This window comes from Marinobacter sp. 3-2 (assembly GCF_003751355.1).
Classification (GTDB): Bacteria; Pseudomonadota; Gammaproteobacteria; order Pseudomonadales; family Oleiphilaceae; genus Marinobacter; species Marinobacter adhaerens.
On sequence record NZ_RJUQ01000011.1, the window covers coordinates 1,022,177 to 1,036,763 of the forward strand.

Annotated in this window: 13 protein-coding genes; 6 read left to right on the top strand and 7 right to left on the bottom strand. The window is 57.9% G+C overall.

Translation table 11 applies throughout. The features are described 5' to 3' along the window. The first annotated feature begins 98 nt into the window (after positions 1 to 98). From EDB94_RS06605 to EDB94_RS06620, 4 genes are all read left to right on the top strand, one after another. Positions 99 to 1,958 carry a HAMP domain-containing protein gene (locus EDB94_RS06605; RefSeq protein ID WP_108017835.1) on the top strand — a complete coding sequence of 620 codons (1,860 nt, stop codon included), beginning with the start codon at positions 99 to 101 and terminating at the stop codon, positions 1,956 to 1,958. Between the two features lie 17 nt (positions 1,959 to 1,975). Beyond that, positions 1,976 to 2,635, top strand: a complete 660-nt coding sequence (gene narL, locus EDB94_RS06610; RefSeq protein WP_062781167.1) for a two-component system response regulator NarL — start codon at positions 1,976 to 1,978, stop codon at positions 2,633 to 2,635. Positions 2,636 to 2,703: 68 nt separating this feature from the next. After that, positions 2,704 to 3,234, top strand: coding sequence for an SCP2 domain-containing protein (locus EDB94_RS06615; RefSeq protein WP_108017836.1), 531 nt, complete (start codon positions 2,704 to 2,706; stop codon positions 3,232 to 3,234). A gap of 9 nt (positions 3,235 to 3,243) precedes the next feature. Further along, on the top strand, positions 3,244 to 3,570 hold the full coding sequence (locus EDB94_RS06620) for a carboxymuconolactone decarboxylase family protein (RefSeq protein ID WP_108017837.1): 327 nt from the start codon (positions 3,244 to 3,246) through the stop codon (positions 3,568 to 3,570). Positions 3,571 to 3,640: 70 nt separating this feature from the next. Here EDB94_RS06620 and EDB94_RS06625 read toward each other — a convergent pair whose 3' ends face one another. The 3 genes from EDB94_RS06625 to EDB94_RS06635 all read right to left on the bottom strand — a co-directional run bounded on the left by EDB94_RS06625 (position 3,641) and on the right by EDB94_RS06635 (position 6,018). Then, the gene (locus EDB94_RS06625; protein ID WP_108017838.1) at positions 3,641 to 4,003 is read right to left on the bottom strand and encodes a DUF488 domain-containing protein; all 363 of its coding nucleotides are present in this window, start codon (positions 4,001 to 4,003) and stop codon (positions 3,641 to 3,643) included. 112 nt (positions 4,004 to 4,115) lie between these two features. After that, the gene (locus EDB94_RS06630; RefSeq protein ID WP_108017839.1) at positions 4,116 to 5,009 is read right to left on the bottom strand and encodes a U32 family peptidase; all 894 of its coding nucleotides are present in this window, start codon (positions 5,007 to 5,009) and stop codon (positions 4,116 to 4,118) included. A 13-nt stretch (positions 5,010 to 5,022) separates the two neighbouring features. Continuing rightward, on the bottom strand, positions 5,023 to 6,018 hold the full coding sequence (locus EDB94_RS06635) for a peptidase U32 family protein (RefSeq protein ID WP_108017840.1): 996 nt from the start codon (positions 6,016 to 6,018) through the stop codon (positions 5,023 to 5,025). Positions 6,019 to 6,325: 307 nt separating this feature from the next. Between EDB94_RS06635 and EDB94_RS06640 the strand changes: the two genes are divergently transcribed. Beyond that, entirely contained in the window at positions 6,326 to 8,341 is a 2,016-nt protein-coding gene (locus tag EDB94_RS06640) for a methyl-accepting chemotaxis protein (protein ID WP_108017841.1), read from the top strand. A 114-nt stretch (positions 8,342 to 8,455) separates the two neighbouring features. On the opposite strand, the gene hemN is transcribed toward EDB94_RS06640, so the two are convergent. Next, positions 8,456 to 9,874 (bottom strand): oxygen-independent coproporphyrinogen III oxidase, encoded by a 1,419-nt coding sequence (gene hemN / locus EDB94_RS06645; protein ID WP_108017952.1) that lies wholly within the window; start codon positions 9,872 to 9,874, stop codon positions 8,456 to 8,458. Between the two features lie 191 nt (positions 9,875 to 10,065). On the opposite strand from hemN, the gene EDB94_RS06650 reads away from it, so the two are divergent. Continuing rightward, the gene (locus tag EDB94_RS06650) at positions 10,066 to 11,598 is read left to right on the top strand and encodes a cryptochrome/photolyase family protein (protein ID WP_108017842.1); all 1,533 of its coding nucleotides are present in this window, start codon (positions 10,066 to 10,068) and stop codon (positions 11,596 to 11,598) included. Positions 11,599 to 11,613: 15 nt separating this feature from the next. Here the strand turns inward: EDB94_RS06650 and EDB94_RS06655 are convergent, their stop codons facing one another. Genes EDB94_RS06655 through EDB94_RS06665 form a run of 3 tightly spaced genes read right to left on the bottom strand, consistent with a single transcriptional unit; the run spans position 11,614 to position 14,539 of the window. Further along, positions 11,614 to 12,732 carry an ABC transporter ATP-binding protein gene (locus tag EDB94_RS06655; protein ID WP_108017843.1) on the bottom strand — a complete coding sequence of 373 codons (1,119 nt, stop codon included), beginning with the start codon at positions 12,730 to 12,732 and terminating at the stop codon, positions 11,614 to 11,616. Positions 12,733 to 12,750: 18 nt separating this feature from the next. Continuing rightward, on the bottom strand, positions 12,751 to 13,620 hold the full coding sequence (locus EDB94_RS06660; RefSeq protein ID WP_014578203.1) for a carbohydrate ABC transporter permease: 870 nt from the start codon (positions 13,618 to 13,620) through the stop codon (positions 12,751 to 12,753). Beyond that, entirely contained in the window at positions 13,613 to 14,539 is a 927-nt protein-coding gene (locus EDB94_RS06665) for a carbohydrate ABC transporter permease (RefSeq protein ID WP_108017844.1), read from the bottom strand. Before EDB94_RS06665 ends, EDB94_RS06660 begins: the two co-directional genes overlap by 8 nt. Positions 14,540 to 14,587 lie beyond the last annotated feature (48 nt).

Below are 14,587 nucleotides of genomic sequence, written 5' to 3' on the forward strand. Positions count from 1 at the left end.
TTGGGGTAATTGACTATCCTCAAGGAGGTATCAGGGACTGTCCGGGCCGGGCATAATTCAGTCCGTCCCGCCAAATACATCGATGCGCAAAAGAGTCAATGACACCCAGAAGCCCGCTTGTAACCCGAATCGCCATCGTCGTCGGCGCCGTAGTGCTGACAGCCATTGTCAGCATGGCGACCACGCTTGCGGTTTCCAAAAGCATTGAAGGCAATGCCACCGCCATCAATCTGGCAGGTGCCTTGCGCATGGGGGCATTCCAGTTACTGGCCCGGAGTGCCGGCCCGGAAGCGCCGGCATCGGGGCCAGATTCCATCGTTCAGATGCTCGAACGTTACGAGGCCAAGCTGGCCGATTCGAGCATTACCCATGCGATCCCCGAGAGCCGGGAGCATCCGCTTGCCATTCAGTACCAGATGATTCTGGAATCCTGGGAAACCATGCTCCGGCCGGCCATGCAGAATCACGATCAGGGCACGCCCATAACCGTGAATATGCTCGCCTCAACGCAGCAATACGTTGATCGCGTGGACCAACTGGTCAAGATGCTGGAACAACGCACCGAGGCGCGCATTGACCTGCTGCACCTGATCCAGATCATCAGTCTGGCCTTTTCAATCCTGATCATCGTCGCGCTATTCATTGACCTGAAAAACCGGATTCTGCGGCCATTGCGCAAGCTGGTGAGCATTGCCAACGCCGTTGGCGAACAAGATTTCTCCCGCCGAGCCGACCTGGCCGGCTCGGACGAGCTCGCGCAACTGGGCCAGGCCTTCGACCAGATGACCAGCGAGCTGGCATTGACTTACCACGAGCTGGAGGAACGGGCACGCCTGAAAACGGAAGAGCTCGAAAAAAGCCACACGGCCCTCCAACTGCTGCACTCGGCAAGCCGCGACCTGTTCGCCAAGCACGACCTGTGTCACGGAGCGATCCCCATGCTTCAGGAACTTGAGCAGCTTCTGGGCATCGGGCCGATCCGCCTCTTTCTCCATGACAAGCAGTCCTCGGAACCAGTGGAAGCCATCACGACAGCCACCCGGGAACGCCCTTTCTACTGCCGTGATCATCATTGCAATGCCTGCCTGGTGACACCAGAGGCGTATGACGAGCTTCCCGTGGAAGCCAACGACGGTCGCAGACTCCTGCTTCCAATTCGCACCCCCGGGCAATTACTGGGTACTTTGGAAGTCTGGTACCCGGCCAAGGAAGGTCTGTCAAAAACCAACCGCCGCCTGCTGGAAACCCTCAGCGACCAGCTGGCCACCGCCATTTTCCTGGAACGTCAGATCACCGAGGAGCAGCAGCAGACCCTCGCCGAGGAGCGCACCGTGATTGCGCGGGAGCTTCATGATTCTCTGGCCCAGTCACTGTCATACCTGAAAATGCAGGTGGCCCGATTGCGCCGTCTCAATATTGAGGGCGAGAAGCAAGAGATTCACGAGGCCATTCTCGATGAACTGAGTAACGGCCTGAACAGTGCTTACCGGCAGCTCAGGGAGCTGCTGGCTACCTTCCGCCTGAAGCTAGATACGCCGGACCTGTTCACTGCCCTGCAAAAGACCATTGAAGAGTTCTCGGAGCGGCTGGGTAAACCGGTTGAGCTGCACTACAATCTGCCACCGCAAACCTTGTCGCCAAACGAGGAGATCCATACCCTTCAGATCGTGAGGGAAGGCCTGGCCAACGCGGTTAAACATGCGGATGCCACAGACATAACCGTGGATGTCCTGTTCGAATCACCGCAGGTGCGGGTCCGGATTCGGGACAATGGCAAGGGGCTGCCCGGCAGTGACCAGCCCGTCAATCACTACGGCCTGATCATCATGCAGGACCGTGCCCGAACGCTGGGCGGCAAAGTCGAAGTAAGCAACCGGGAGGAAGGGGGTGTGGAAGTCACCCTGGGCTACGTCCCCAAAAGCCGGAACCTGATTCCTACAGAAGCATCAAATGCCTGACAACAAGAGAGAACCTGATGTCTGAGTCACCCGCAAGTATTCTGCTGATCGATGATCACCCGCTTCTTCGCCAGGGCATCAAACAGCTGATCGACATGGAAGACGATATGGTCGTGGCTGGCGAGGCCAGCAACGCTGCCGACGGTATACGGCTGGCAACCGAGCTGGAGCCAGACCTGATCCTGATGGACCTAAACATGCCGGAGATGGACGGTATTGAAGCCCTCAAGAAGTTGCGGGAACAAAACATCAGTTCCCGCATTGTCATGTTCACAGTCTCTGATCAGGAAGACGACGTGGTAGCGGCTCTCCGGGCCGGCGCTGACGGTTACCTGCTGAAGGACATGGAGCCGGAAGACATGATCACCCAGCTCCATCAGGCGGCGGTCGGCAAAATGGTCATCAGCGACCGACTCACCACGCTGCTGGCCGAAGCCCTGCGCTCCAACAAGCCCCAGCAGGCATCACGCCCGGATTTTGACAGCCTGACCCCAAGGGAAAAGGATATCCTGCGTCTGATCGCCGAGGGACTATCCAACAAGATGATTGGCCGCAAACTCGACATCAGTGACGGAACGGTTAAGGTGCACGTGAAGCACCTGCTGAAGAAACTGAACCTGCGTTCCCGGGTGGAAGTGGCTGTCTGGGCAGTAGAGGAAGGCCTTCACAAGGGCTGAGTTATATCAAATCCTTCCGGAGAACTTTGCTTTACTCTAGGCCGGTTACTGACCGCCCGGAGTAAAGCATGGCTTTTCCACTAGCTTCCATCACCTCGCTGAACTCTCCCCTCGTGGAGCAGACGCTTTCGGTCTTTCGGGAATACCTGCCCTCCCCCGTGCCCGTGCTGGGCGCTATTGATCGCCGAATCCCGGTGCCCCTGAAGCAGCTGGCCGTAGAAGCGCCGCTTAATCGCATTTTTGCCCGGGCAATCGAAGACGGAGAATTTGATGACTTCGAAGGGCGGCGTATTCGCCTCGAGGTGCATGGTGGACAACCCGGTATCACCATTGGCTTCTGGGCCGAGCGCCTCAGAGTGGTCGACGGCCCTGGCGAGGCAACCATCCGCGGCTCAATGGCTGCTTTCAGAACGCTCGCGGAACGCAGGCAGGATCCCGATCAGTTGTTTTTCCAGCGTCGGCTGGTCATTGAAGGCGACACCGAACTGGGACTGCGCCTGAAAAACCTGCTCGACAGCGTGGATTGGAGGGTGAAGTTTGACTACCTTTCCACAAGATTCAAGAGCCGACCGTGGCGGCAAAGCAAACCCCAAATTTGAGGAAACCCAATGAATAAACATGATAGTGAGCTCCCAAAAACCTTCGTTGCCTTCAGGGATCGATTTCCAGAGCTTCAAGAAGTGCACCAGCAGCTCGGTAAAGCCCTCGCCGATGCCGGCCCTCTGGATGAAAAAATGCGCGCTCTGGTAAAGCTCGGCGTTTGCGTGGGAGCGGGTCGTGAATCGGCGCTGAAATCCCACGTTCATCGCAGTCTGGAACTGGGCCTCACACGCGAAGACATTGAGCACGCACTGGTGCTGGGCATGAACTCGATAGGCTTTCCTGCGACGGTGGCCGCCTGGCAATGGGCCCAGGAAGCGCTCAGCCAGGCATAGAGCTCAAACCGTTCTGATTCGTTTGGCCTTCACACTAAGCGCGCTGACGTTTTGAGGAGGGCCAGACGTCTCAAAGCTGGCCGCCCAGGATAAAATCTCGAAGCGCCACTGCATTGTTGTGCTCGGTATCTTTGGCAGCAAATACCAGCGTTACGCGCTTGTGGTCATTGAGCAGTTTCCGGAGCGTATCAAGGTCCTCAGAGGCATCGTCAGATTCAAGCTCTTTCAGATAGCGTTCACAAAATTCAGACCACTTGTCCGGATCATGGCCGAACCATTTGCGCAATTCGGTAGACGGTGCCAGCCCTTTCAGCCAGTGTGCAATGTCGGCATCTTCTTCGGCCACGCCCCGAGGCCAGATGCGATCCACCAATATGCGCAGACCGTCTGAGCGGCCAGAGGTTTCGTAGGCTCGCTTCAGGCGGATATCCATAAGCGCTCCCCCTCCTGAATTTCCCAGCCAATTTAACTCCGGATAATGAATATCTCTTGTAGTTTACGCTAATAGAATAACAGCCGAAGTCGCAGCAGCAGGTTTATCTGGATCAAGTCGGGACCAGATCCATCCCCGGCTTGCCATACCAGTACCCGTTGCAGGGGGGCGCCTCCACCAAATTCAGCGGATCGGTGGCCGGCAATTCACCCCGGCGTATCTGATCAAAGCGTCTGACCACTTCCTCCATGCCCTGATGCTCCGGGCTCAGGCGCACGGTGCTTACACCCATACGCTCCATATCCGGCAACTCCCGCATCAGATCGTAACGGGAGCCAGACAAGGTGGAAATGCCGTTGATACGGAACAGCTCCTGGCTTTCCCGGGAGCGCAATTCCATGCCATCCGGATGCTGCAGGCAGCGGAACTCACAATTGTCCTTGGGCAGGTTGTAATGGCGGGCGGTAAAGCAGCGGGAGGACCATGCCAGGGGCAGGAAGCCCCAGGAAAACACTTCGGCGGGAAGGTCCAGTTCTTCCTGCTGCAGCTCCCTGATTAACTGCTCAAGGGTTTCCTTGCCCAGCTCCACCGGCAGGTTCCATGCTTTCAGCCCCTGTTTGGCGAGGATCTTCAGGGTTGCGGTGTTGTAGATGTTCATCGAGGGACCGGTAACAAACGGAATCCTGTTCCGGATGGCCACCTGCAGAGCGCTCTGATCGTTGGCTTCCACCAGGAATTCATCCTGCTCACAAAACCGGCGCAGGCGACGCAAATCGGCCTCCGACTCAATCAACGTGAGCGTGGAGAGCACCACATTCTTGCCACAGGCTTTCAGATCACGGGCCAGATCGAGCCAGTCATCCGGTTTCAGTTCCCGCCGTCGGGAACACACCACTTCGCCCAGATAGATGGTATCCACCGGCCACTCGGCGGCATTGGCATAGAAATCGAAAACGGTCTGCCTGGACCAGAACCACAGGATCGGCCCCAAGGATAACTTCAACATGGATGGTAAAACCCTATTTCCATTTGCGATGGTAAGCGCCCAGCGTTGTCAGGCCGCCCTCGGAAAGCCCCGCAAGCGTCTGCTGCCACTGAGGTTCAACAGTGAAGCCGTCGTGGCCGGCCTCAAGCTCGTCCAGGGCATGGCGCCAGGTTCTGGCTACGTCTGCGATGTAGGACGGGCTTCGTTGGCGCCCCTCAATCTTCACGGCACTGATACCCAACGCCTGAAGCTCCGGCAACAGGTCCAGGGTGTTCAGGCTAACCGGCTCCTCAATGGCATGATAAACATTGCCTTCAACCTCAAAACGACCTTTGCACAGCGTCGGGTAGCCGGCAGATTCGCCCTGGCCATAACGGTCAATCAAGACATTGTTGAGGCGGGACTCAAGCCCCAGGGGTGTTTCCTGCCAGCGCACGGCCTTGGCCGGTGAGCAGGCACCTCGAGTATTAGGGGATTCGTCGGTCAGGTAGGAGGAGAGATAGCAGCGGCCCTCGGCCATGATGCAGAGGCTACCGAAGGCAAACACTTCCAGTTCCACCGGGCTGTGTTTGGCCACACTACGAACCTGATCCAGTGACAGAACCCGGGGCAGCACCGCCCGGCGAATATCGAAGTTGTCCTTGTAGAAGTAGAGCGCTTCGTGGCTCGTGGCAGACCCTTGAACTGAGAGATGCCGTGGGATGTTGGGATACCGGTTGGCGGCATAATCCAGCAGGCCCATGTCGGCCAGAATGATGGCGTCCACACCAAGACTTGCGGCGCGGTCTACCGCCCCCTTCCATTGCTCCCAGCCGTCTGGTTGCGGGTACGTATTGATGGCACAGAACACTCTTGCACCGTGCGAGTGGGCATATTCGACACCCTCTGCGGCGCGCTTTTCGTTGAAGTTCAGGCCAGCAAACTGACGGGCGTTGGTGCTGTCACGAAAACCGAAATAGACGGCGTTGGCACCGTTTTCCACGGCGGCTTTCAGGGCCGGAAGGCTACCGGCAGGGCAGACAAGTTCCATGGCATTTTCCACTACTAGAATGCCCATACGTTACCGGCACTTACGCAGTAAATGCCTTGACCATTGTCAGCCTCGGGCAAGCCGCTCTCCTCGCTGGTTCATCGACCGAGGGACCTACCCCGGGAGAGGTACCCTCCGCATTGCTACGTACCAGCACCGTTTCTTGATCAATATCAGGCAATTAACACACGATCACAGGAACTTACACACCTGAAACTACCCCATCGGTTACCCCGTCAAGATTATAGAACCTGTGCGGGACAGGCCGGGATAATTGACTTAACGTCTATTTGATCAAGGCACGGCTATGAAACTCATTAACAACCTCTCTATGCGAGGCAAGCTGGTTACCCTGGTGGTGCCGGCTCTGCTCGTTATTCTCTTCTTTGCCGCAGGCAGTATCGTGCTGAGCTATGGAAAACTCGGCGACATGCGTGAACTGGGCGAAATGGTGGAACTGGCCCAAGCCGGCGATCCGCTGACCGAAGCTTTGCAAAAAGAGCGTGGCCGTTCTGCTGTGTTCCTTGCCAGCAAACCGGGAAGCGATGCTGCTCGCCAGGCTGAGAGAGACCTCAGGGACCAACGGAACCAGACCGACAACCGGATTTCGGCCTACTTTCGTGAAATCGAGGCCCTGCTGGCTGACACGGAGTTCGATCAGTCGGTTGAAGCAAGCATTCGGTCTGTCCGTGAGGGTCTCGGAAATCTTGGTGCCCTCCGCAACTCGGTGGACAACCGCAGCGACGCTGCTCCCCGCTATACCGCGATGATTATGGAGCTGATCGACCGGATTGGCCTCATCGTCCGGCGCTCGACGGATCCAGAAATTACTCGCGAGGTTAACGGCTACTATGCCCTCGCCAACGTCGCAGAGATGGCCGGTCGCGAGCGGGCTGCCGGCGCGTCGATGATTCGCAGCGGTGACTTCAATCTGCCTGCCGTGGCCCGAATTGCACGTCTTGGCGGCCATCAGGAGGCCTACCTGAATGAAGCCATGGCCATGCTGTCGGCGGATGACAAGACACGTGAAACCCTGGAAAAACAGCACCTGAGTGTCGCGAGCCAGGCTCTGGCGGAGCGTCGTGAAACCTTGTTCAGCAGTCCATCTGGCATGTACGCACTGGACGCATCTGACTGGTTTGCCACCACAACCCAGAGAATCGGTGTCCTCAATCAGGCCAGACAGGAAATGCTCTCCGGACTCATGAGCCTCGCCTCGGCAGGCGTCGCCGATGCCCGTCGAGACCTGATGGTGGCTGCCGTCATTTCCGCCGGCGCGGTTCTGATCGTCTTGATCCTGATGCTGGTTATCATCCGCGCGATCAATTTGCAGGTCGGTCGACTGCTGGATGGAGTACGCTTTGCCATGGACAACAAGGACCTGACCCGCGAAATCGAAATTTCGAGTCGAGATGAAGTGGGCACCATTGGCAAGGCCATCAACGAGTTGTTCGGACGCTTCGGCAATGCCTTGCTGCACATCGACAAGTCCAGCGTCCAGTTGGCCACCGCCACGGAAGAGACCAGCTCCACCGCCGGTCAGAACGCCAGCCAGGTGAAGAACCAGCAGCAACAGATTGAGCAAGTGGCGGCGGCGACCGAAGAAATGTCCGCCACCTCCGAGGAAATCTCACGGAACACCCAGCAGGTTGCTGATGCCGCACGCAGTGCCATGGAGAAAAGCCGGAGTGGCGAGCAGGTATTGCACGTAAGCGTGAAGAGCATCCGGTCGCTGGCCAGGTCTGTTCAGAAGGTGAACGAGGTGATCGAAGAGCTGGAAAGCCGCAGCTCAACCATCGCCGATGTGGTCGATGTGATCCGGAAGGTTGCCGACCAGACCAACCTGCTGGCGCTGAACGCGGCTATTGAAGCCGCCCGCGCCGGCGAGCATGGTCGAGGGTTTGCGGTGGTCGCCGACGAAGTCCGCACTCTGGCGCAACAGACCCATGAATCCACCACCCAGATCGAGGAGATTATCACCAGCTTTCAGAGCATTACAGACAATGCCAGCCGCTCGATTGTCGAAAGCCATAAGTTGGCTAACGCCACCAGTGAGCAGGCGTCCGAGCTGGAGCAGACCTTCGCGGATATCCTGACCGACGTGAACAGCATCTCCGATATGGCCGGCCAGATTGCGACCGCCTCTGAAGAGCAGGTGGCGGTTACCCGGGAGCTGGCGGGCAGTATGGAATCGGTCAGTGAAGCCGCCATACTGACGCTGACCGGCTCCCAGGAAATCACCGAGGTGACCGGCGAGCAGGCACGGCTGGCCAGGGTCCTTCAGGACCTTGCCAACGAGTTCAAGGTACCGGCCTACAGCTGATACCAGCAAGACGCAAAAGGGGCTCTCCGGAAACGGACAGCCCCTTTTTTGGCTCTGCAAATGAACATGGGGTCAGAAGAAAGCACTCTTCTGACCCCGACCCTGCCGCTACGATCAGATAATCCGCGAGAACCGCTGGCTGGCGCCCTCTTTGCGGTACAGATCAAAAATCTGGCAGATCGCCCGGATCAGCAACCGTCCTGCGGGCTGAACCTGCAGTGCATTGCCATCATCGGCAATCAGTTCATCCTGAACCATGGGCTTCAGACGGCTGAGCTCATCGGCAAAATAACGGTTCAGATCTTCGTTCCAGACGTCTGCGAACAGCTGGCGATCCAGACGGAACTGGCAGATCAGCTGGCCGATCACCCAGCGGCGGATGCGGTCATCCCGGGTCAGGTTCACGCCTTTGGTGATCGCCAGTTGGCCGGCATCGATGGCCGCTTCCCAGGAAGGCAGGTCGTGATTGTTCTGGAAATAGGCGTCGTCGGTCTGACCAATGGCGGAAACACCCAGGGACACAAGATCGCACTCGGAGTGGGTGGTGTAGCCCTGGAAATTCCGGTGCAGGCGTCCCTCCCGTTGCGCAACGGCCAGGCTGTCATCCGGCTTGGCGAAGTGGTCCATACCGATGTATTCGTAGCCGGCCTCAAGAAGGCGGTTGATGGTGTTGTGCAGGATGGTCAGCTTCTGCTGGGGGCTGGGCAGGGTGTCGCCCTGAATCCGGGTCTGCGGATAGAAACGCTCCGGCAGGTGGGCATAGCTGAACACAGAGAGCCGGTCCGGCGACATATCGATCACCGCCTCCAGCGTCTCCGCAAAGCTCTCCGGCGTCTGGTACGGCAGGCCGTAGATCAGGTCCAGGTTAATAGAACGGAAGCCGATGCGCCGCGCCTCATTGAGCACGGCTTCGGTCATGGCCCGGGGCTGGATGCGGTTGACCGCTTTCTGAACCTCCGGGTTTACATCCTGTACCCCCAGACTGATCCGGTTAAAGCCGAGGTTCCAAAGGGTTGGCAGGGTATCCTGATCCACTTCCCGCGGGTCAATCTCCACACTGTAATCCCGCTCCTCACCGGTTTGCAGTTTGAACAGCTCCCCGTAACCCGCCATCAGGTGTTCCATCACATCCTTTGGTAAAAACGTGGGGGTACCGCCGCCCCAGTGCAGCTGGGTTACTGGCCGGTCGGCCCCGAACAGTTTTGACTGGATGGCCGCCTCTTTCAGCACCCGCTCTACGTAAGGCATGGCCTTGTCACGTTTTTTGGTGATGACCTTGTTGCAGGCGCAGTAGTAGCAGAGGTGCGCGCAGAACGGCAGGTGGGTGTACAGCGACAGCGGTCGGCCACTGGCCTTGCTGCGAGCCGCTGCTTTCACCATGTCCTCAATCGGGTAGTTCTGATTGAACTCGACGGCCGTGGGATAGGAGGTGTACCTCGGGCCGCTCAAGTCATAGCGACGGATCAGGGCGTCATCCCAGATGAATTCTGGCAGTGTAGCGTCTTGGGCTTTGAGTGCGGATGTGGGGGTCATGTCAAACTCGGGGTCAGATAAAATCGGGGCCATTCTAAGGCAATCCCTGTCGGCTCTTTTTGATGCGTGTCAGCTGAACGTTGGTTTCAGTTTACCAACGCTGCATATGAACCACCCTTGGGCTGTTGGCGTACTTGGTTTACCCCTTTGTGGGCATAGCCCGCAGCTTACTGATTGGAGGATTCCCCAGCATGGCCAACCTGATTCTGATTCTCGGCGACCAGTTAACGAGAAACATCAGCGCTCTCGACAACGCCGACAAGGATCGGGATCTCGTGGTGATGGCCGAAGTCCATGAGGAAGCCAGCTACACCAATCACCACAAAAAGAAAATCGTACTGCTGTTCAGTGCCATGCGTCACTTCGCCCGGCAACTGGAGAGCGATGGCTGGCAGGTTCACTACCAGGCCTATCACCCGGACAACGAGCACCAGAGCCTCGAGGCAGTGGTTGGCGAGCAGGTTAAGCAGATCAATGCCAAGAGCGTAATCACCACAGAGTGTGGTGAATGGCGGCTGCATGAGCAGATCAGTGGTTGGCACGAGCGCCTTGGGGTGCCGGTGGAAATCCGGCCGGATTCACGGTTCATTGCCACCAAACAGGAATTTGCAGACTGGGCCGAGGGCCGCAAACAGTTGCGGATGGAGTTTTTCTACCGCGAGATGCGGCGCAAGACCGGGTTGTTGATGACTTCCGACGGCGAGCCCGAGGGTGGTCAGTGGAATTTCGATGCGGACAACCGGAAGAAATGGACCGGCAAGCCGCCAGCCCCCGCACCATTCCGGATAGAGCCCGATGCCATTACCCGGGAGGTTATCGCCCGGGTGGATGAGCACTTCAGCGATCACTTCGGCACAACCGACGATTTCCATTTTGCCGTTACTGCCGAAGACGCTCAGGCGGCGCTCGAGCACTTCATCGATTATGCCCTGCCCTGCTTTGGCGATTATCAGGACGCGATTTCGGACAACGAGGACTGGCTGTTTCATTCCATCCTGTCGCCCTACATCAATTCCGGGCTTCTGGATCCGGTGGCGGTTTGCGAGGCGGCCGCTCAGGCGTGGTATTCAGGCCGTGCACCGATCAACGCGGTGGAGGGATTTATCCGTCAGGTACTGGGCTGGCGCGAGTTCGTGCGGGGCATTTACTGGATGAATATGCCGGGATATGCCAAAGAAAACCGTCTGGGCAACACCCGCGCCCTGCCCTGGTTCTACTGGACCGGGGACACGAAAATGCGGTGCATGCACAAGGCCATTGATGCCACCCGCCGCAACGCGTACGCCCACCATATTCAGCGCCTGATGGTTACCGGCAACTTCGCGCTGCTGGCGGGTATCATGCCAGAGGAAATCTGTGACTGGTACCTGGCGGTGTACGCCGATGCCTATGACTGGGTGGAACTGCCCAACGTGCTGGGGATGGTCATGCACGCGGATGGCGGCTACCTGGGCTCAAAGCCCTACGCCGCCAGCGGCAAGTATATCCAGCGCATGTCGGACCATTGCGCCAACTGTCATTATAAGGTGAACAAGGCCACCGAAGATGACGCCTGCCCGTTCAACGCCCTGTACTGGCATTTCATCGATCGCCATCGGGACGACTTTGCCAAAAACCCGCGCATGGGCATGATGTACCGGAACTGGGACAAGCAGAAGCCCGAGAAACGGGAAGCGCTGCTCCAGCGCGCCGAATACCTGCTGGCGAACGTGGAGCAGCTTTAAAACCGCAACAGCCAGTCAGTGCGGGGCGATCCGCTTCTCCGTTTCCGGATCGAAGAACACGACCTTCTTCATATCGAACATCAACTCGGCAGTCTCGCCCCAGGTCACCGGGTGTTCCGGATCAATCCGGCAATGAACGTTGGTATCGTTCAGCTGAATCAGAGCAATAACATCCGGACCAGTGGGCTCGGTCACTTCGATGGTGAACTCGCCCTTCGCCACCAGGGTCTGGTCGTTTTTCTGATCCTGAGGCTGGGTGATGTGCTCCGGCCGGATACCCAGAATGACCTTTTTGCCCACCCGGTCGGCCAGATATTCCGGCACCGGAAGCTTCACCGACCGGCCATCATTGCCACGCACTTCCACCTGCAGACCACCTTCACCCTGCTCCACAGTCACCGGCACAAAGCTCATCGCTGGTGAGCCCATGAAACCGGCCACAAACAGGTTTTCCGGTCGGTCGTAGACTTCTTTCGGTGTGCCCAGCTGTTGCAACTCGCCATCCTTGAGCACTGCAATCCGGTCCGCCAGAGTCATCGCCTCGATCTGGTCATGAGTGACGTACACAATGGTCGTTTTCAGGCGCTGGTGCAGCTTCTTGATCTCGGTGCGCATCTCCACCCGCAGCTTGGCATCCAGGTTGGAGAGCGGCTCGTCAAACAGGTAAATACGAGGCCGGCGGGCTAACGCTCGGCCCATGGCTACCCGCTGCTGCTGACCGCCAGACAGGTTGGCTGGCTTCTTGTTCATAAGCTGGGAGATTTGCAGCAAATCGGCCACCCGCTCTACTTCCTGATCAATCTCGTGCTTTGGCAGACCGCGGATCTTGAGGCCGAATGCGATGTTCTCCCGCACAGACATGGTCGGGTAAAGAGCATAGGACTGGAACACCATGGCAATGTCCCGGTCTTTGGGCTCCATGGTGGAGATGTCCTTGCCGTCCAAAACTATCGAGCCATCGGTGATGGTTTCCAGGCCGGCGATGGTGTTCATCAGGGTCGACTTTCCGCAGCCGGAAGGGCCAACGAGTATCAGGAATTCACCGGAAGCGATGTCGATGTCGATGCCCTTGAGGGTTTCCTCGGCAACGCCCGGATAGGTTTTGCGGATGCTCCGCAGTTCCAGTTGAGACATTATTGTTATCCTCTCAGGTCAACCTTTGACAGATCCGGCGGTCAGGCCCCGGATGAAGTATTTGCCGGCAACGATATAGACCACCAGCGTGGGCAGCGCCGCGATCATGGCTGCCGCCATATCCACGTTGTATTCCTTTACCCCCGTGCTGGTGTTCACCAGATTGTTGAGCGCCACGGTGATGGGCTGGCTGTCACCGCTGGCGAACACTACGCCGAACAGAAAATCGTTCCAGATCTGGGTGAACTGCCAGATCAGCGACACCATGAAAATGGGTGTGGACATGGGCAGCAGGATACGGAAGAAAATCGTAAAGAAGCCGGCGCCATCAAGCCGCGCTGCCTTGATGAGCGCATCCGGAATGGCCACGTAGTAGTTCCTGAAGAACAGCGTGGTGAAGGCCACCCCGTAAATCACATGAACCAGCACCAGGCCGCTGGTGGTATTGGCCAGGCCAAGTTTTCCGAGTGTTGCAGCCATAGGCAACAGGACCACCTGGAACGGAACAAAACAGCCGAACAGCAGCATTCCGAAAAACAGGTCAGAGCCCTTGAACTTCCACTTGGACAATACATAGCCGTTGAAGGCACCAAGCAACGTGGAAATCAATACCGCAGGCACGGTCATCTTGAACGAGTTCCAGAAATAACCGCTGATCCCCTCACACTGAACACCGGTGCAGGCCTCGGACCAGGCTTTGGTCCAGCCAATGGTAGTCCAGTCCGTGGGCAGAGCCATCAGGTTGCCGGTTCGGATATCCATGGGTGTCTTGAAGCTGGTCACCAGCATGATAAATAGCGGAATCAGGTAAACCAGGGCGGCCAGGAGCAAAAGCCCGTAGATGGCCACGCGGCTGGGACGAAAGCCGGTGCGAACCACATCAGTCATGGCGTTTCTCCCTCAGTTCCGAATACAGGTAAGGCACGATCAGGGCCAGAATGGCGCCCAGCATCAGCATGGCACTGGCGGACCCCAGGCCCATCTGGCCACGGGTAAAGGTGTGGGCATACATGAATACCGCCGGCAGGTCGGTGGAGTAGCCCGGACCACCGGAGGTCATCGCCATCACCAGATCAAAGCTCTTGATGGCTATGTGAGCCAGAACCATCACTGCGCTGAAGAATACCGGACGCAGGGACGGCAGGATGATTTTCCAGTAGATCAGCGGCAGGCTGGCGCCATCGACCCGGGCGGCGCGGATAATGGAGGAATCCACACCGCGCAGCCCCGCCAGAAACAGCGCCATGACGAAGCCGGAGGCCTGCCAGACGGCGGCCATTACGATGGTATAGATAGCCATGTCCGAGCTGACCAGCCAGTCGAAGCTGAACGAGGTCCAGCCCCAGTCGTGCATGAGTTTTTCCAACCCGAGGCTGGGATTCAGGATCCATTTCCACACGGTGCCGGTGACAATCATCGACAGGGCCATGGGGTAGAGGTAGATGGTGCGGATCGCACCTTCCTGACGAATCCGCTGATCCAGGAAAATGGCCAGGATCACCCCAATAACCAGGCAACTGAGAATGAAAAGACCGCCGAAGATGCCCAGATTGATCGAGGCGGTCAGCCAGCGGTCGTTGGCCATCAGTTTGGCGTACTGATCGAAACCGACAAAGTCATACACCGGCAGGAAGCTGGAGCTGGTAAACGACAGCACACCGGTCCAGAGCATGTAGCCGTATATGCCGACACCGATGAGGACAAATGTGGGCGCCACAACCAGCTTTGGCAGCCAGCGCTGCAACGCGTCGAGAAAGCGTGACGGCGCCCTGGCCACCCTGGCGGGTTGGCGTTGAATGTGTTCCATGATGAGTCTCCCGAGAGGATCGCGGGCCACCCGAGTGGGGCGGCCCCT